The sequence below is a fragment of the Butyrivibrio fibrisolvens genome (assembly GCF_023206215.1).
Lineage (GTDB): Bacteria > Bacillota > Clostridia > Lachnospirales > Lachnospiraceae > Butyrivibrio > Butyrivibrio fibrisolvens_C.
The window spans coordinates 624,739-642,816 of record NZ_CP065800.1 but is presented as its reverse complement, the minus strand read 5'-3'; the positions used below and the strand labels follow the sequence as shown (position 1 = coordinate 642,816).

At 41.4% G+C, this 18,078-nt stretch carries 14 protein-coding genes; all 14 read left to right on the top strand.

The genetic code is table 11. The features are described from left to right. The 14 genes from glgB to I7804_RS02570 all read left to right on the top strand — a co-directional run bounded on the left by glgB (position 1) and on the right by I7804_RS02570 (position 17,793). A complete protein-coding gene (gene glgB / locus I7804_RS02635; protein ID WP_110072434.1) occupies positions 1-2,085 on the top strand; it encodes a 1,4-alpha-glucan branching protein GlgB in 2,085 nt (694 codons plus the stop codon). A 209-nt stretch (positions 2,086-2,294) separates the two neighbouring features. Then, the gene (locus I7804_RS02630; protein ID WP_248404787.1) at positions 2,295-5,339 is read left to right on the top strand and encodes a DUF6240 domain-containing protein; all 3,045 of its coding nucleotides are present in this window, start codon (positions 2,295-2,297) and stop codon (positions 5,337-5,339) included. A 29-nt stretch (positions 5,340-5,368) separates the two neighbouring features. Further along, the gene (locus I7804_RS02625; RefSeq protein WP_248404786.1) at positions 5,369-6,550 is read left to right on the top strand and encodes a flagellin; all 1,182 of its coding nucleotides are present in this window, start codon (positions 5,369-5,371) and stop codon (positions 6,548-6,550) included. Between the two features lie 131 nt (positions 6,551-6,681). Next, the gene (locus I7804_RS02620; RefSeq protein ID WP_022755560.1) at positions 6,682-7,158 is read left to right on the top strand and encodes a flagellar protein FliS; all 477 of its coding nucleotides are present in this window, start codon (positions 6,682-6,684) and stop codon (positions 7,156-7,158) included. A gap of 333 nt (positions 7,159-7,491) precedes the next feature. Further along, the gene (locus I7804_RS02615; protein ID WP_074758371.1) at positions 7,492-8,535 is read left to right on the top strand and encodes a hypothetical protein; all 1,044 of its coding nucleotides are present in this window, start codon (positions 7,492-7,494) and stop codon (positions 8,533-8,535) included. Next, positions 8,525-9,772: a CpaF family protein gene (locus I7804_RS02610; RefSeq protein WP_027207230.1), complete on the top strand. Its 1,248-nt coding sequence runs from the start codon at positions 8,525-8,527 to the stop codon at positions 9,770-9,772. The genes I7804_RS02615 and I7804_RS02610 overlap by 11 nt, the downstream gene beginning before the upstream one ends. Then, a complete protein-coding gene (locus I7804_RS02605) occupies positions 9,708-10,502 on the top strand; it encodes a type II secretion system F family protein (protein WP_143057280.1) in 795 nt (264 codons plus the stop codon). Before I7804_RS02610 ends, I7804_RS02605 begins: the two co-directional genes overlap by 65 nt. Positions 10,503-10,515: 13 nt before the next feature. Further along, positions 10,516-11,988 (top strand): type II secretion system F family protein, encoded by a 1,473-nt coding sequence (locus I7804_RS02600; RefSeq protein WP_248404785.1) that lies wholly within the window; start codon positions 10,516-10,518, stop codon positions 11,986-11,988. Positions 11,989-12,100: 112 nt separating this feature from the next. Beyond that, positions 12,101-12,352 (top strand): Flp1 family type IVb pilin, encoded by a 252-nt coding sequence (locus I7804_RS02595; protein WP_034485434.1) that lies wholly within the window; start codon positions 12,101-12,103, stop codon positions 12,350-12,352. Then, positions 12,352-13,896 (top strand): DUF5702 domain-containing protein, encoded by a 1,545-nt coding sequence (locus I7804_RS02590; protein WP_248404784.1) that lies wholly within the window; start codon positions 12,352-12,354, stop codon positions 13,894-13,896. Before I7804_RS02595 ends, I7804_RS02590 begins: the two co-directional genes overlap by 1 nt. A gap of 81 nt (positions 13,897-13,977) precedes the next feature. Then, positions 13,978-14,940, top strand: a complete 963-nt coding sequence (locus I7804_RS02585) for a hypothetical protein (RefSeq protein WP_248404783.1) — start codon at positions 13,978-13,980, stop codon at positions 14,938-14,940. Positions 14,941-14,955: 15 nt separating this feature from the next. Next, a complete protein-coding gene (locus I7804_RS02580) occupies positions 14,956-15,387 on the top strand; it encodes a hypothetical protein (RefSeq protein WP_027205026.1) in 432 nt (143 codons plus the stop codon). Beyond that, complete coding sequence (locus tag I7804_RS02575) at positions 15,368-15,985, top strand: TadE/TadG family type IV pilus assembly protein (RefSeq protein WP_248404782.1); 618 nt, start codon at positions 15,368-15,370, stop codon at positions 15,983-15,985. The genes I7804_RS02580 and I7804_RS02575 overlap by 20 nt, the downstream gene beginning before the upstream one ends. A 230-nt stretch (positions 15,986-16,215) precedes the next feature. Continuing rightward, positions 16,216-17,793 carry a DUF6382 domain-containing protein gene (locus I7804_RS02570; RefSeq protein ID WP_248404781.1) on the top strand — a complete coding sequence of 526 codons (1,578 nt, stop codon included), beginning with the start codon at positions 16,216-16,218 and terminating at the stop codon, positions 17,791-17,793. Positions 17,794-18,078: the final 285 nt, after the last annotated feature.

The window sequence follows — 18,078 nt, the reverse complement described above, 5'->3', positions numbered from 1 at the left end:
ATGGTTAAAAAGGTATTTATCTCTGAAGCTGATGAGTATCTGTTCGGTAACGGTACTCATTATGAAATCTACGAAAAACTTGGCGCTCATCCTTCTGTGGAAAATGGCAAAAACGGTATGTTTTTTGCTGTATGGGCCCCAAACGCAGCAAGTGTTCATGTAATAGGTTCCTTTAACGGCTGGAATGAAGAAGTCCACAAAATGGAAAGACTCAAATCCGGCATCTGGCAGTTATTTATTCCCGGAGTAGGAGTAGGTGAGTTATACAAATACCTGATTACTACGCCGAGTGGTGAGAAGCTTTACAAAGCTGATCCCTATGCTAATTTTGCAGAACTAAGACCGGGTACAGCATCCCGCACAACAGACCTTTCCGCTTTTACATGGTCTGATGATAAATGGACAAGTGAGATATCCAAAAAAGATCTCAACAAACAGCCAATAGCTATCTATGAATGCCATATCGGTTCCTGGATGAAGCATCCTGACGGAACCGAAGATGGCTTCTATACTTATCGTCAGTTCGCTGACCGCATAGTAGAGTACCTTAAAGAGATGAACTATAACTATATCGAGCTTATGGGTATAGCTGAGCATCCCTTTGACGGCTCATGGGGCTATCAGGTAACAGGCTATTATGCACCGACATCCAGATATGGCGAGCCTGTAGACTTCATGTATCTTGTAAACCTTCTCCATGAGAACAATATAGGAGTTATCCTTGACTGGGTACCGGCGCATTTCTGCCCTGATGCACATGGTCTTGCCCGCTTTGACGGTCAGTGTATCTATGAAGATCCGGACCCTCGCAAGGGAGAGCATCCTGACTGGGGTACCAAGATCTTTAATCTTGAAAAAAATGAAGTCAAGAACTTCCTCATAGCTAACGCACTTTACTGGATCCGTAAATTCCACATCGACGGAATAAGAGTAGATGCAGTAGCATCAATGCTCTATCTTGATTATGGCAAAAAAGACGGCCAGTGGGTTCCTAATAAATACGGCGGCAATGAAAACCTTGCAGCTATAGAATTCTTCAAGCACTTAAACAGCGTTATACACGGTACATACCCGGGATTTATGACTGTAGCAGAAGAGTCAACAGCATGGCCCAAGATCACAGGCAAGCTAGATGATGGCGGCCTTGGATTTTCATTTAAGTGGAACATGGGATGGATGCACGACTTCTGCGAATACATGAAGCTTGATCCATATTTCCGTAAGGGTGCTCATAACATGATGACCTTTGCCATGAGCTATAACGAGGCTGAGAACTATATCCTTCCCCTGTCCCATGACGAGGTTGTACATCTTAAGTGTTCTATGCTTGAGAAGATGCCGGGCTATGAGACAGATAAGTTTGCAAACCTTAGGGCCGGATATACATTTATGTTCGGACATGCCGGCAAAAAGCTCCTCTTCATGGGTCAGGAATTTGGCCAAAAGCGTGAGTGGAGTGAGAAGAGAGAACTTGACTGGGGACTTCTTGCAGAGCCTCTTCACAGAGGGATGAAGGACTATGTTGCAGAGCTATTAAAACTCTATAACAAGTATCCTGCCCTTCACGAGATTGATAATAACTGGGGCGGCTTTGAATGGATCAATGCAGATGATTCTGACAGAAGCACCTTCAGCTTTGTCCGCAAGGCATCAGATGGCAAGGACAACCTTTTATTCGTAATAAATTTTACCCCTATGGAGTGGAAGGGATTCAAGGTAGGCGTTCCATTTGCAGGAACCTATACTCACCTTCTTGATAGTGCCGATCCAAGATTTGGCGGCATGGGAACAGGAGTTCCTGATAAGATCAAAGCGCAGCAGGGGCTTTGCGATTACAAGGATTATTCGATCACTTTCGATCTTCCACCATATGCCGCAGAAGTGTTCCTGTTCCAGGATCCTTCCAACAAAGATACTATAGTAAGATCTCAGCGCAAGGAACGTACCCTTCGTACATCCAAGTCTGAAAAGGCAGAGGAAAGTGCTGATAGTGACCCAAAAGCTTCAACTTCCAAAGCAGTTAAAAAAACGGCTAAAAAAAAGACTGCTACAAAAAAGACTTCTACCTCAAAGAGTAAAGACTAAAGAGCCGGTAACAGGAAAAAAATTTTCCGCAAAAAGCTCCAAAACACGAAAGTATATCATTAAATAAAAGCCAAAAATCAAATACGGTTAAGAATCTGATATAATGTGCCGAAATAAAGTGTGACTGCAAAGGATATGCAGCCGCACTTTATTTTTTTCTCCAAGCCATAACAGGATGTGCCGGCAGAGAAAGCATTTTGAGGTTTTATATGACAAATGTATCGGCACTGGGGCAGTTTATGGCATCCCCTGAAGATAACAAAACAGAAAAGAACGCGCACCTTCCTGGAAACGATTTCTATAGACCATTTGGAGCAGGCAGTATCAAAGGCGCAGGGTATAGTAAAACCATGAGCATAGACCCTTGCCTTGATGTGGAGCTTGGATCTATAAGGCATGATACAGAAGGCTATAGCGCTAAGACAAGTACACTTGTTAATGGCCTTGGAAGAGAAGCTGCGGATTTTGAAAGCTTCCATAATTTTGATGTAGTAATGTCTCATACAATGTCAGAAAGTGACTACCGTAAGGCAAGAGAAGACGGCTTTGATCCCAAAGACCTTGAGCCTTCAGAAGCTGTGACTATACTTGATAAGGTCAAGACAGCCCTTCTTGAGTCGGGACAGGTTATAGATGGATTCAATGATGATCTTGATGTTGAGACTCTATCCAAGATCACAGGCAGCAGCTCTCTTGCAAGAGATATAGAAGCTTCTTTTGAGCACCATGACATCCCTCTTACCAAAGATAATATCGAAGATGTTCTTGGCGCGCTTGAAAAGGGTGCGCTTCTAAGTAGTGCGCCCAAAGATGAATCCAAAAACTTCCTTATTGATAACAATTTAGAACCTTCCATCGACAATCTTTACCTTGCTGAGCATGCAGTTGGAGGACCAAAGACAGGGCACAGCTCTTACTACATGGAAGGCGGATATCTTAATAAGATTGCGCAGGATGATACATATGAAGATCTTGATGCTTCTATCCTTGAAGTCATAGAAGAGGCAGGCTTTGACACGCAAGACGAAGACATTAAAGATATGGCAAGGCAGCTTCTAAAAGACGGCCTTAGACTTACAACAGATACTCTTCAAAAGAAAAAAGACCTTGAAGATCTATCATTCCCTCTTTCTAAGGAAAAGATAATAGAAGCTGCAGCAGCGTCAATAGCAGATGGAAAGAAAGCGTCTGAAGGAAATCTCATAGATCCAAGAAGCCTTGTACAAAAGGCAGTAAGCCTTAAAAAGAGTCTTTATCTTGAAGAGATAAGATTCGAGATGAGCACAGAGGTTAACCTTAGACTTCTTCGAAGCGGTATAGAGATAGACACTTCCTATGTAGAGAAGTCAATGGAAGATATCAGAAATGCTCAGCTTCAGATTGCCAAAGCTCTTTTCCCGGATAGAAGTGATGCTGATAAGTTATACGATCTGTATAGAAATACTAATGAAGATATAGAGGCTGTCAAACAGTCTCCTGCAGCTGTAGTCGGTGCGCTTACCAAGGAATTTAAGTCAGCGACTCTGGAAGACATATTCAATAGATCATCGATTATAAAGGCTGATTATGACAAAGCCCAGAAGACCTACGAAGCTGTTGGCACCGCGGTAAGAGCAGATCTTGGTGACAGTATCAAGAAGGCTTTTAGGAATGTTGATGAGCTGTTAAAAGATATGGATCTTGAGACAAACGATGACAACAGGCGCGCAGTCCGCATTCTTTCATACAATCACACAGAAGTTACAAGGATAAGCGTAGAGACAGTAAGAAGCTGGGATTCTAAGCTTGTTGATACCATAGATAAGTTAAAGCCAGGGGCTGTCCTTGACATGATAAGAGAAGGCCGCAATCCTCTTAAGATGACTCTTGATGAGCTGTCATCATATCTTTCAGATAAGGACAAGAATCCGGATGAAAGAAACGAGAAGTTTTCGAGATTTTTGTACAAATTAGAGCATTCAGGTCAGATTAATGATAAGGAGAAAGAGTCCTATATAGGCATCTACAGACTTTTTGAAAACCTCAAAGCAACGGATCATGCAGCTATAGGAACAGTCCTTATGTCAGGATCTGAAATGACTATAGGCAACCTCCTTGGCGCAAGCAGAACTCTTCAAAGGTCAAAACGCGGCATGGACTATAAGATTGATGATGAGTTTGGAGGTCTTGAAAGCGGTGGATTTAAGAGTGTTTCAATAGATGTGCAGATAGAGACCGCTTTTAGATATTATGCAGGCAAGGCTGACAGAGCCTATGAGCATATAAGCCCTGAGAAGATGATGTCCTTTGAAGATAAGGGCAATGACATCTTGGAAGCTACACTTCCCGAATTTGCAGATGCTATGGAAGAAAGTGAAGGTGAAGATAGCAAGGCTTTAGAAAGAGAATATAACCAAAGACAGCTTCAGGACATAAGGGATGTTCTTGCGGATGAGCTTTGCTCACAAAGCGAAGAAGAGCTCAAAGATTCCAAGATTCCTGTAACAGTTCGAAATCTTGAAGCAATGAATGAGCTAATAGCATCAAGGATCAAATATAATACAAAAAATATCTGGAATCAGCTAAGAAGCAGGATCAAAGATAAAGATGACAGTACTTTTGAAAAGTCAGATGAAGATTCAGGTGATGCCATAGATAAAGCTTTGGATAATCTTAAGAACCTGTCTGAATATAAAAATACTATAGATAATCTGTCTAAAACAGTTGAAACAGCCATGAATACTGCCGATACATATATTGACATAAGAGCTTATAAACTCCTTTACACCCAGCTGTCTATAGCAGGCGCAATGTCTGATGCCGGAAGTTATGAGGTACCGGTTGATATGGGCAGTTCTAAAGTTTCACTACATCTTTCTTTTAGGCAGGGAGACGGACAATCTTCAAGGATAGAAGCAAGTATAGAAACTGAAAACTTCGGAACAGTTAAGGCGGATTTATCTCTTTCTTCTTCCGAAGATGAAAGTGGCAATAACCAAGATACTATAGCGCCCAAAGTCACCGGAATGTTGACGACATCTGCTCAGGGACGATCGCAGACAAGGCGCTTTATGGACAATATAAAGTACATAATGACAGGAGATGCATCGTCACAGGATATAAGTATTATGTACGGCGCAGCATCAAAGACAGGAGGAAGTACTAAGGCAGCAGTTAGCAGGGAAGCAGATACTACTGACAAGAGACTTATAAAAACAGCGGAACTATTTATTAAAGCGGTTACAGATTCTCTTACTATGATGGAAGAATCTTAAAGCCCAGAGTTAGAACACGGAGAAGTACCATGAAGATCAATTACAATGTATCTGCTCTAGTAGCAAACAATGCACTCAAAACAACTGACAACAAGCTTACAGAATCCCTGGAAAGACTTTCAAGCGGACTCAAGATAGCCAATGCCAAGGACAACCCTTCAGGACTTGCAATGTCAAGAAGGATGAACTCTCAGATCAAGAGCCTTGACACAGCTGATGACTCTAACGCAGACGGAATCTCCATAGTTGAGACAGCAGACGGAGTTCTTGCAGAGATACAGGATATGCTCCAGCGTATGAATGAGCTTACCATAAAGGCCTGCAATGAGACCAATACTGACGATGACAGAGCCATCATCGATGAAGAGATACAGCAGCTAAAAAGTGAAGTTCAGAGAGTCTGCGATACAACAGAATTCAACGGCCAGAAGCTCCTTGACGGATCCTTTGATCTAAAAGGATATGCAACTATCCGTGAACCCGGCACTGGCAAATATGTCACGGACCCTTATATCACAGTTAGTACATACTCGGATGAGATTCCTGCCGGAATGGCTACTATAACAGATTTTACCTGTGAGTTCGAAGAAGATCCTATAACAGGTACAAGGAATATCGTACCTACTATAGTTGACGGCCAGATGACATCTCCCAAAGGAGTTCTTACGGATTCTAAAGGTAATGTATATGACAATATAGCTGTAGACGGAGATATTATCAAATTCTACAACTCAAGAGGCCAGGAGATTCAGATCAAGGTTGATGAGACTATACCTGCTACAACTCCTATAACAATAGGACTTGAACTTACAGCAACCGGCGCCATGGCAGTTCAGATTGGTGCCAATGAAGGACAGTATCTTGATATCAGGATTCCTACAATGTCTCTTTCCAATATAGGTATATACAATACCAACACCAAGACCATAGAAGATTCAAGAGCTGCCATAGAGCAGATCAAGAACGGACTTGCATATGTTTCAACAGCAAGAAGCCGCCTTGGTGCCTACCAGAACAGACTTGAGCATACCAATAAGTCACTTGATGTCACGATTGAGAATATGACAGCAGCATATTCAAGGATCATGGATGTAGATATGGCAGAAGAGATGACAACCTATTCAACTCAGACAGTTCTCGATCAGGCCGGAATCTCAATGCTGGCTCAGGCCAATGAAAGACCAAGTGAAGTATTACAGCTTCTCCAGTGATGATCTAAGGCTCCAACACCTGTGATATTTCAAAGGATTAAAAAAATACTTAAAGAATTAAATATATCCAATTAGAAATATTTATTATAAATGTCAATGATAAATATATATTTAAAAGAAAGAGTGAGCCCATGACCAAAGAACAGATAAACAGCTATACCAGAAGAATATCAGAAGCTAATGAAACCCAGATGATAACTATCCTATATGAGATGACTCTGGACTACCTTGCTGATGCCAAGAAAGCTCTTTTTGCAAAGGACTATGACAGATATGACGTTGAGCTTACAAGAGCACAGAACTGCATCACAGAGCTTATAAGATCTCTTAACATGAACTATGAGATAGCACATACTTTCATGCAGCTGTATATCTTTGCCAAGAGACACCTTATAACAGCAGCCATAAGACGTGAAGGCGATTATATTGATGACATAATCAGTATATTTGAGAAAATGCGCAATTGTTACAAAGAGCTTGAAAAGCTCAATGAAGCAGCTTCTGTTATAGAAGGAGCACAGCACGTATTTGCAGGTCTTACCTACGGCCCGGGCCATCTTAACGAGACTGTAGCAGATCCTTACACTAATAGAGGATATAGAGCCTGATATCTATACGATGCAGATTCTATTCTCTTTATAATGACTGGCAAAGTGCATATTCTTAACTTGCCTGCTATGGCTATATTTTAATACTATTTATAGATAATTATATTCAAAAAGAATATAACGGATAAAAATAAGCGATATTACGTCAAAAATTAATTACATATTAGAACTTGCGTTTTTAAAAATCTTCTGCTAGTATTCATACATCGAGTTCATTACGAACAAGATCACGAAATTCATTCGTGAGGATGATCGGCATCGCCGGTTATTCATATCCCTTTAATTATAAGATTTTTGGAAACGCATTTTTTGCGCCCTTTTTGAGAGGAAGAAATGAGTAAAAGGAATATTATCGCCCTATGCGACACCACGGCTGATTATTGTTTCAGGTTGGATGAGTACCTAAGAAGGAACTTAAAACTCCCCTTTAAGATTGTAGATTTTACAAGTCAGGATGATCTTATGGCAGCAGATAGTGACCTTAAAAGTAGGACCATAGCTCTTGTCATATCCCAAAGCGTATATGAGAAGGTACATGATGCAGGTTTTGACAGACTCCTTGTACTTGAAGAGCCTGACAAGGATGGAAGCTATAACAGGATAGAATCAGATGATGAAGATATCGAGATAAGATCTACGCCCAAGTACCAGTCCATGGACAAGATAATGCAAAAGCTAATGAGCTTTTGTATGGATCAGCCTGATACATTGAGCCAAAGGCGCGGGAGTGAAGATAAGCTCACAATATACGGAGTATATTCACCAATCAAAAGGTGCGGACAGACAACCTTTGCAAGAGCACTTGGACGCAGCCTTAGCAGAAAAGACAGAAGTCTTTATATGAATCTTGAGCCTTTTGCATCAGATCTTGGAATACCAAAAGGAAAAGGGCAGAATCTTCAGGATCTTCTATACTTTTTTGAAAATGATAACAAAAGGCTTTCACTCTATCTTGAAAATGTCTGTGTCAAGGACGAAAGCCTTGATATAATCCCGCCTGCGACATCATTTCTTACACTCAAAGGAGTCGGCAGGGATGAATGGGGAAGACTATTAAAAGAGATAGAAGAGACGGGACTTTATAAGTATCTTATCATAGATCTTTCGGAGATAACCGATGGCTTTACTCACATACTTGATATGTGCGACAGGATATTCACCATTAGAAGAGATGATCCATGTTCTTTGTCCAAGCTTGAAAACTACGGACGAACATTTCGCCTTACAGGTAACGGCGGCATACTTGATAAGAGCATGGTATTCGACCTTCCGGACAGCCTCCTTACAGCAGGAGATCAGGCCATGGAAGTCTATGCATTAAATGTCCTTGAAGCATCCAAGACTCTTCCTATGAAGGAGGCACAGGATGCGAGCTGAACTTGAAACTTTAAAAACAGATATCAGAAAAAGGCTTGTTGCATCAATGGATATGACAAGGGATATAAGCGATGATGAGATCCTTGAGATGATCGATAAGGAAGTTATATCCAGCTGCAGCGAGATGGTCATGACCCTTTCTGAAAAAAGAATGCTTCGATCAGAGCTTTTCCATGCAATGCGAAAGCTCGACGTACTTCAGGACCTTGTAGATGATCCTACAGTTACAGAGATCATGATCAACGGCAAAGACGATATCTTTATTGAAAAGAGCGGCCGCCTTTCCAAATACGATCTTACTTTTGAATCCAAGGAAAAGCTTGAAGATGTGATCCAGAAGATCGTAGCAGGCTGTAACAGAGTCGTAAATGAAGCATCTCCCATAGTTGATGCAAGACTGGAAAACGGATCCAGAGTTAACATAGTCCTTCCGCCTATAGCGCTTAACGGACCTATTGTTACTATAAGAAGATTCCCGGACGAGCCCATCAATATGAAAAAGCTTATGGGTTTTGGCTCTGTTCCTGACTATATAGTCAAAGATCTTCAGACTCTGGTAAGAGCAGGATATAACATCTTTATAAGCGGAGGAACAGGCTCCGGCAAAACAACCTTTCTAAATGCGTTGTCAGACAGTATCCCATCCACAGATCGCGTCATCACGATCGAAGACAACGCTGAACTGCAGATTCTGCACGTTCCCAACATAGTCAAAATGGAATCTCGAAATGCCAATGTAGAAGGCTGTAGAGAGATTTCTATACGAGACCTTATAAAGTCAAGCCTTCGTATGCGTCCCGACAGGATCATCGTCGGAGAAGTCAGAGGCGGAGAAGCTCTTGATATGGTGCAGGCCATGAATACAGGCCATGACGGAAGTATGAGTACAGGCCATGCCAATAGCGCCAAGGATATGCTATCAAGACTTGAGACCATGATACTGATGGCTATGGATCTTCCACTTAGTGCTATCAGAAGACAGCTTTCATCAGGCATAGATCTTATCATCCACCTTGGAAGACTTAGAGACAGGAGCAGGAAGCTCCTTGAGATATGCGAGGTTCCGGGGGGCCTTGATGAGGAGACTGGTGAAGTGAAGCTCAATGTACTCTGGCAATATGTTGAAACCGGAGAAAGCGATAACGGCAAAGTTATAGGAGAGTGGAGGAAAATTGGAGAACTTAAAAACAAAGAAAAGCTTGCAGCTGCCGGACTGGTACTCCCATCGCAGGCTTAAAGAATTATTTCAAAAGCCTCAAAAAGAAGATATTCCGTCAATTGTTGCAGGTGTTTTAATACTTATGACCATCAGCTATCTTTTTTATCATTCGATTTTAGTAACGGTATTTCTTGCGCCGCTTCTTGTACCTTTTGTAGAGAAGATGAGAAAAGAGAGGATCACAAGACAAAATCACGAGATAGGGCAGCAGTTCAAAGATGTACTTATATCCGTAGCTACAAGCCAGAAGGCAGGATATGCTCTCGAGAATGCATTTGCAGTTTCTTACAAGGATATGAAGAAGCTCTACGGAGAACAGTCACCTATATGCAAAGAGCTAAGGCGTGTATGCAAAGGACTTAGGAACAATATAGTCTTAGAAGATCTTCTGTTTGAAATGGGTGAGAGAACTCAGAATTCCTATATTAGAGAGTTTGCAAACGTATTTGCAGTTGCAAAAAGAAGCGGCGGCAACATAACTCAGATGCTGGAAGAGACCGTATCACAGATATCTACTCAGACAGATGTTGAGAAAGAGATCGACGTAATGATAAGTGCAGGCAAGATGGAAGCAAGGATCATGGAGATAGTTCCCTTTGCCATCATGGCTTATGTAGGCATCATGAACCCTGGCTTTTTTGACAGCCTTTATGGCAACTTTGCAGGCATAGCGATAATGACAGTATGCCTTGCAGTGTATCTTGCGGCGTATACAGTTATCGAGAAGATAATTGATATCAAGGTATGATCGGGGGATGAGTATGGACTTATATATTAAAACAGGTTTTTATGCCCTTATTCTTATAGCGATCATGGTTTTGTGCTTTATAGCAAGATATGAAGAGCTTCCTGAAAGTATTGATGATACCGGTATATCCGGACAGATATACAGAGCAGCCTGCTTTATCTATTCAAGATTTATAAGAAGAAAGAGAACTCTTGAAGTCAGTAAGATCAAAAGCGATCTAAGTACCCTAACACCTACCAATAAAGGTGAAGAGCAGGCGGCAGAGTACTATATCAAAAAAATAGGTCTTTCGATAATCATAATTGCTGCCGGCTGCATCATGGCGATATTCCTTGCCATGAAGAATACGCAAGAGAAGGTGATCGATTCAAAGACCGGCCTTCCCAGATCTTCTTATGGAGGGGCTACATCTTCCCAGAGTCTTGTAGCAGAAAATAAAGACGGTGACACTATAGGAACCTATAACGTCACAGTAGAAGCAAGGAAGTACACAGATAAAGAGCTCACAGATATGCAAAAAGATCTTGCAGCTCGCATGGACAAGATAATCCTTGGAAACAATAAATCTCTTGATGAAGTTCACAATGACTTGAATCTTGTCAGTTCTATAGAAGGTTACCCCTTCAAGATCCAATGGACATCCGATCAGTACAGAGTTTTGGGCTTTACAGGACAGGTCAGGAATGATGAAGTTCCTGATGCAGGGATAGCTGTTAATCTGACAGCTAAGTATACAGCTCAGGATCTTACATTTGAACAGAAGTTCAGCGTCATGGTCTATCCCAGGATCCTTACCGATGAGGAAGCCAGAGATGCTTATATGAAGGATCTTATTAAGACCAATAGTGACGATTCATCTACAGGAGTCTATCAGACTCTTCCCGATAGTTTCAACGATCAGCACATAATCTGGAAGAAGAACATACAGGACAATAGTATGCTTCTTATGATCATGGTTTTGATCATAGGCGTTCTCATATATTTCATCAAAGACGAACAGCTCAAAACAAGTATTAAAGATCGCGAGGAAGAGATGATCAAAGATTATTCACAGATAATCTCAAAGCTTGTTCTGTATCTTGGAGCCGGCATGACGCTTCGCGGCATATTCGAAAAGCTCTGCATAGATTATGAAAAGAGTCTTCAAAGGGGTCTTCCCAAAAGGTATGCCTACGAGGAGATAAGAGTCATGGTCAATGAGCTAAGAGCAGGAGAGTCTGAATCAAGGGCCTATGAGATGTTTGGTCTTAGGTGCAGGAGCCAGCCTTATACGAGGCTTGTGAACCTTCTGTCACAGAACCTTAGAAAAGGAAACAGCTCGCTCCTTCCGCTTCTAAAGCAGGAGGCAGCCAAGGCATCCGAAGAAAGGCTTAATATCGCAAGAAAAGCGGGTGAGAAAGTTACCACCAAGCTCCTTGCACCCATGATGCTGATGCTTGGAATAGTGATGGTCATCATCATGTATCCGGCGTTTACGTCATTTTGATCAAAGGTAGCTCGCAGTATTAAAACTGCTGACTATAAAAAAGATATATAAGATAAAACAACTTGTATATCAAAAACAACAAAATATTTCATACGAAAAAGGAGAAAACAACATGAAAAAAGTAATGGAGAATGTAAAAACAAAGTTTGCTGCTATGAAGGCAGTGGCGCAGAATCGTCTTGCGTGCAGGGATTTTGCAGCAGAGCTTGCAGATGATAATGCCGGAATGGGTACTATTGAGATTGTTCTGATCATCGTAGTTCTTATTGGTCTTGTTCTTGTATTTAAGGAGAACATCAACGGTGTTCTTGAGACAGTATTCGGCACAATTGATAGCGGTGTAAGCCAGGCTGCAACATACTAATGAGTAGAAACAAGGCAGCTTTTAATACAAAAGTAAGTGCATCGCTTACCATCTATATGGCTCTTATGCTGCCTATCCTTCTGTCACTTGTACTGGCGCTTTTTACAGGCGCCAGAATAAGAGCAGAGAAGATGAAAGTTGAGATAGTTACTGATATTGCTGGAAACGCAGTACTTGGTGAATACAATAGACCACTTAGGCAGCAGTATGGACTTTTAATGGTCGATACCGCTTATGACAAGGGCTCCCCCGCTCTTTCAAATATGACAGAGAGACTGGATTATTATCTAAGTGCGAATACCGATGGCAATACCATATCCCAGATTGGAGAATTTCTTCTAAATACCAGTAACTTCTCAGAGCTTTCTCTGGCGGATGTCAGTGTTCCGGAGTATACCTTTGCAGGTGACAACGGAAGCGCTGTGGTTCAGAGGCAGATTTTCTCATATCTTGAAGCTGAGCCTTTAGAAGGCCTGTTGGGCAGTGCCGAGGAAGCTACAAGCGGCAAGGCAGACATTGAAGGGCAAGGAGCCGGCGGCGAAGACATATCATTTTTTGAAAATGTCGTAGGTGTATTTGAAAAGATATCAGCTTTATTTACTGATAATTCTGATCAGGATCTTGGAGGTCATACAGAAGATGAAGTAGATCTTGAGGATGCCAGACAGACTCAGGAGACTATGTCTGATATTGCAGGTCAGGATGCTCAGACCAAGAAGTTCTCGATCCTGGATCTTGTAATACCTGAGTCAGAGACTGTATCTGATGCAAGTTTTGATACAGGCTCAGTTTATACAGGACGCAGCAATTGTCTTCAAGGCACAGGTCTTTCTGATAATTTTGATGCCAACGTTTTTGAAAACTTTGGACTTTTTAATATATATCTTTTTGAAAAGTTCGGTTATTACAAGCATCCCAAAGAAAATTCACATCTTCAGTATCAGGTCGAATATCTTATCGGCAAAAAAAATACAGACAAAGGCAATCTGGCAGCAGTCGTATGGTGGCTGTTTGCTATAAGATGTGTCATTGATTATGTATATGCTTTTAGGCCGGATTCTAAACCCGGACTTGTGGTAACGCCAATAACTGAAGCGCTATGTCTTATTCCGGTTATAGGAGTTACGCTGGCAGAACTTGTAAAGCTCTTTCTTACAGCAGTCTACGCCTTTATAGAAGGCAGAAATGATGTAGCCATGCTTATGTCGGGTGGCAAAGTTCCCATCATAAAAACAGATGATTCCTGGAAGACTGATCTTTTATCAGGTCTTCACGGAGTGACGGGTTCCAATTCTTACGGCCCTGATTATAAAGGATATCTTCTTATCCTGATGCTCCTTCATGAAGCAATAGGATCTGTTGATGAAGAGACAAAGCGCATGATGGATATCATGGAACTTGATATACGTAAAGTCCCCGGGTATTCAAACTTCAGGATAGACGGCTGTATAGACTGTTATAAAGTTACTGTAACCTATGACGGCGAGAGTGGTCACAGCTATGAATTTACAAGGTTCTTCGGTTATGAAGAAGCTCCTAGATGATAATGGTCTGAAGCTGCTTTCTAAGCTTGGATCTTTTAATGTTTCAGGCTACATATTTATTCACGATATGAGGTAGATGTAATGAAGCACCTGGGGGTGTCCTTTTCGGACACGATCACAAAAATATATAAAAACAAAAAGCATAAGCCTCTCCGGGCAGATCATGGCGCTAAGAAAAGGATATCGCCAGGTGCTGCCATTACACTTGAGGCATCGATCCTAATACCTCTTTTTCTGATGTTCTTTGTCACAGTATTTTCACTTTTTGAAATGCTGCGTCTTCAGAATGCGGTAGAGATTGCTCTCCATCAGACGGGCAATGAGATATGTCTTCTTAGATTCGAAGCAGATATGGTCCTTGGCGCTGGAGAGGAGCTGCTTAGTACAGGAGATGAGAGCGGCACCATATTCGATGATCTGGCGGGTATCCCTGACAGTTACAAAACTGCCGGAAGGAATGTATTCGATTCGGCAGTTACGTATCTGATGGTCAAGAATTATCTTGATCCATCGAGTATCTTAGAAACACCAGTCCTTGATGGTGAGATATACATAGCACCTCTTAATCTGACCAATGAAGGTGAAGTAGGGCTTGAAGCTGTATATACGACGCATCCGTATTTTAAGTGTTTTGGCCTTTCTGACATCAGGATGGAAGCAAGGTACTATGGCCATGACTGGTCAGGATTTGCAGTTGCTTCTGACCAGGAAGAGGAGCAGGAAGATGAAGATCCTGACGTATATATAGCTAAGAGAGCAGGAGCTGTATATCACACGGACAAAGGCTGCACCTATCTTACAAGGAATATCCATAACTGTCCTTACATAGAGATAGAAGATAAAAGGAATAAAAGCGGAGCCATATATTATCCCTGTAGTACCTGCGGCGGAGGAACATCCGGAACGGTATATTACACAGATTATGGAAGAAGATACCATTCAAGTCTTGATTGTCATCAGCTTACCCGCGACATAATAACGCTTAAACTATCGGCCGCCAAGGAGCAAGGATATAGACCGTGTTCTGTATGCGCCGGTGGATAATAGGAAAGGAATAATATGATCTTTATAATTCTAATGATGCTGATCCTTGTAATATCAGCTGTCTATGATATCAAAAATAAATCCGTTTCTGTCAAAATCCTTGTTATAGCAGGATGCATATCTTGTATCTGCGGTATATGTCAGCTCTTTTATGATTCTACTATCTATATGGAAATATGCTCACTTTTGCCGGGCGCTTTTATGCTGGCACTTTCATATCTTACCAAGGAGCAGATAGGTTATGGAGACGGACTTATGATCCTTTTCCTGGGACCTGTATTTGGGCTTATCAATGTGCTTATAGGTTTGTGCGCAGGTCTTGTGATATCAGCTTTTGTTTCAGCAGGATTATTGATGTTCAAAAAAGCCGGGAAAAAGGAGTCGTTACCATTTCTTCCCTTCCTTACGGCTGGAATGGGGGCAGTCTGTGTACTTTGCAGCATATGATCTTATAGACAGACATCATAATTATTCTGAGAAGGTAGATTGTGATAAAAAAGAATCTAATACCATAATTTCTTCTAAAGAAGCATATTATAAAAAAGGCTCTAAAGCTGAGATTTTTTCTGAAGATATAGTTCAAAGGCTGCAGGGCGCATACCTTACCATAGAACTGTCACTGATATTTCCTATCATATTACTTGTTATAGTCTTGGTCGTACACTGGAGCTTTATGATGTACGACAGAGTGATAATGTCTCAGGATGCATACCTTCTTGCTTTAAGAGGTGCGGTTATATCTGATGATGAGCCTGAGCAGTATGCGCTTGACAATAGTGACTGGCAGTTTGGATCCTGGTATTTTGGAAGTGATAAACCCTCTGTTCAGACCTCCAGCGACTGGCTGTTTAATAATGTCGAAGTAACTCTGTCTATGGAGACTTACCATGGAGGGACCAGCTATTACGGCATAAATCCTCAGGGTAAATGGGCATCTTCCATATCCTGGAAGGCAAGTTATACAAGACCTGCCAAGAGAGTGCGGCTTTTCACAAGGGCTTACGACCTTTATAAGGTATTTACAGAGGCTTTGACTTCTGATTAAAAAATCACTTTTTGCTTACAATTATATGTTAGGGGTAGTTTGAAAATGTTCCATTTTCAAGGGAGTTAATTAGGAATTAACTCCTCAAATTGATGACGCGAGCTCCATCAATTTGAACCATTAGTCACTCGCGACATGAGGTTAAGTTTGAAAGTGTTCCACTTTCAAACCCAAATTGGTGTCGCGAGCTCCACCAATTTGAACCATTAGTCACTCGTTTCACTCGCGACATGAGGTTAAGAATGAATTACAATATACGTTATGAAAGAGACTTGTCACATAATTACATGGTAGTTGGTCTTGGTGATATAGATACAGGGGATTACAGGTATAAGATGCTTGAAGCCCAGAAAACCAAAGGTCTTATGGCCTGCAGCCTTAGAAACATCAATTCTGATTCCTTTCTATATTATGAAGCTGACGGCCTTAGGAGTATTGCAGACAGATTTGCAAGTAAGAAAATGAACTATTCGCAGCTTATGGATTTTTTCACGGATCTTGAGAAGACCTGCATAGATATGGCGGAATACCTTCTTGAAGAAGACAGTCTTGTTATGACAATGGATACAGTTATGGTGGATCTTGCTCGCGGAAGCTTTCGCTTTATGTGCCTTCCCGGAGATAACAGAGAAGATATCGAAACTTTTGCCATGGAACTAACAGATATAGTTGATCATAACGATGAGAAGGCGGTAAATACAGCATATGAATTCTGCATGCTTGTCGAAGAGAATGGATACAACCTCTCTGTTATTGCAAGGATGATGCGTGACAAGATGGCACAGAGTCTTGAAACAGTAAGCCAAGTAGAAGGGCAGCAGCCTGTAGAACATATCGCAGATAGAAGTGCTGTACAGGCTACTCCCAGCCCGGACTTTTATGAAGATTTTGATGAAAAAGAAGAGGAAGATACATCATCAAAAGGAAAGTCAAAAGATAATGATATGAAGAGTTATTATATCTTTTCAATACTTTCTATAATAATAGGATTACTTGGTATTGCTATAAGATATCGATATCCTCTTACTCCAAGACAGAATATCATCTCTCTTTCTATTATAGGCGTGACATTTACTATGGGTATTGCCGCTCTTATATATGCAAGTCATAAACGCAAAACCTTAGAGATGCAGGAGATCGATGACAACATAAGATCAGAGATCTCTCATGTGAAGAAGAGAAAAGAAGCAGAAAAGAAAAACTCTGCTTTGACCAATAAAAACGAGTATAGAAAAAAGAAAAGAAGATCAAAGTCATATGAAGACGATGATTTTGATATAGATGAAGAAATCGGAAATGGATTCGGAAGAGCTTGCGAAAAAGGAGAATCTAGTGCATTCGGCCCGGGCAACCTTGCTTTTGCAAAATCAGATGAGAAGGCTTTTGGAGCTGCAGCGCCCTCTGTACTTATGCCCAATCTCCAGATGTTCGCATCAAGGAAGGCAGATACATATGCACATGCATCAGCCCCTAAGGATCCCGGAACTACAGTCCTAAGTGACAGTCCTGTCAAGGAACAGGGACGCCTTTACAGTAGAGGTCTTAACAACTGCATCCAGATAAGCACCGACAAGCTCCCTCTTACAATAGGCAAGATGGAAGGCTGTGTTGACTTCGTGATACCCCATAAGACCATAAGCAGGATCCATGCGCGCCTTTTTAGAGAAAACGGCAACATGTTCCTTATAGACCTTGGCTCTACCAATGGAACATACCACAACGGATGCAGACTCCAGGCTCAAAAACCTGTAAGAATAGTTCCCGGAGATGAAGTCAGATTTTCAGATATCGTCTTTGACTATAGATAATGGTGGGATGTATTTCTATGTACCGTTACAGGAAGTAACGTGACATGCTCAGAAATACATGGATGTATTTCTATGTACCGTTACAGGAAGTAACGTGACATGCTCAGAAATACATGGATGTATTTCTATGTACCGTTACAGGAAGTAACGTGACATGTCCAGAAATACATGGATGTATTTCTATGTACCGGATGTGCTATACTTAATTATGATTATGGTCTTTGGGAATAGAAGTACTTTTCTGTACTGTCTGGCGTTCCCTTTCTACAGCCTGTTGTGTTGGGA

Bases quoted from the DNA above. Each gene is read 5' to 3' on its own strand.
- glgB (WP_110072434.1), top strand. From the start codon at position 1: ATGGTTAAAAAGGTATTTATCTCTGAAGCTGATGAGTATCTGTTCGGT.
- I7804_RS02630 (WP_248404787.1), top strand. From the start codon at position 2,295: ATGACAAATGTATCGGCACTGGGGCAGTTTATGGCATCCCCTGAAGAT.
- I7804_RS02625 (WP_248404786.1), top strand. From the start codon at position 5,369: ATGAAGATCAATTACAATGTATCTGCTCTAGTAGCAAACAATGCACTC.
- I7804_RS02620 (WP_022755560.1), top strand. From the start codon at position 6,682: ATGACCAAAGAACAGATAAACAGCTATACCAGAAGAATATCAGAAGCT.
- I7804_RS02615 (WP_074758371.1), top strand. From the start codon at position 7,492: ATGAGTAAAAGGAATATTATCGCCCTATGCGACACCACGGCTGATTAT.
- I7804_RS02610 (WP_027207230.1), top strand. From the start codon at position 8,525: ATGCGAGCTGAACTTGAAACTTTAAAAACAGATATCAGAAAAAGGCTT.
- I7804_RS02600 (WP_248404785.1), top strand. From the start codon at position 10,516: ATGGACTTATATATTAAAACAGGTTTTTATGCCCTTATTCTTATAGCG.
- I7804_RS02595 (WP_034485434.1), top strand. From the start codon at position 12,101: ATGAAAAAAGTAATGGAGAATGTAAAAACAAAGTTTGCTGCTATGAAG.
- I7804_RS02590 (WP_248404784.1), top strand. From the start codon at position 12,352: ATGAGTAGAAACAAGGCAGCTTTTAATACAAAAGTAAGTGCATCGCTT.
- I7804_RS02585 (WP_248404783.1), top strand. From the start codon at position 13,978: ATGAAGCACCTGGGGGTGTCCTTTTCGGACACGATCACAAAAATATAT.
- I7804_RS02580 (WP_027205026.1), top strand. From the start codon at position 14,956: ATGATCTTTATAATTCTAATGATGCTGATCCTTGTAATATCAGCTGTC.
- I7804_RS02570 (WP_248404781.1), top strand. From the start codon at position 16,216: ATGAGGTTAAGAATGAATTACAATATACGTTATGAAAGAGACTTGTCA.